Origin of the sequence: Citrobacter sp. TBCS-14, assembly GCF_005280805.1 — a bacterium.
Taxonomy (GTDB): Bacteria; Pseudomonadota; Gammaproteobacteria; order Enterobacterales; family Enterobacteriaceae; genus Citrobacter; species Citrobacter gillenii.
Genome location: NZ_SZWM01000770.1, coordinates 1 through 208 on the forward strand (window position 1 = coordinate 1; position 208 = coordinate 208).

The following is a 208-nucleotide window of genomic DNA, read 5'->3' on the forward strand; positions in this document are numbered from 1 at the left end:
TCAATTACCCACCATTTATTCCTGTACTTAAAATTATCAAGAGAAGGAATATACTGTTTCATCTCTTCAGGGTGATGGAATGTTTTTTTCTCCAAAACATTCAGCAACTCAGAGAGAGCAAGCCCATGGTTTGGATACATGAGCATACCCTCATTGAATGGTTTTCGGCTGATAACATGCACGATGTAGTTCCATTACATAGTTTTCA

The 208-nt window shown here is 37.5% G+C and carries 1 pseudogene; it reads right to left on the reverse strand.

The features are described 5' to 3' along the window. A pseudogene (locus FDX22_RS21195) lies at nucleotides 1-182 on the reverse strand (cytoplasmic protein); the annotation flags it as partial. Nucleotides 183-208 lie beyond the last annotated feature (26 nt).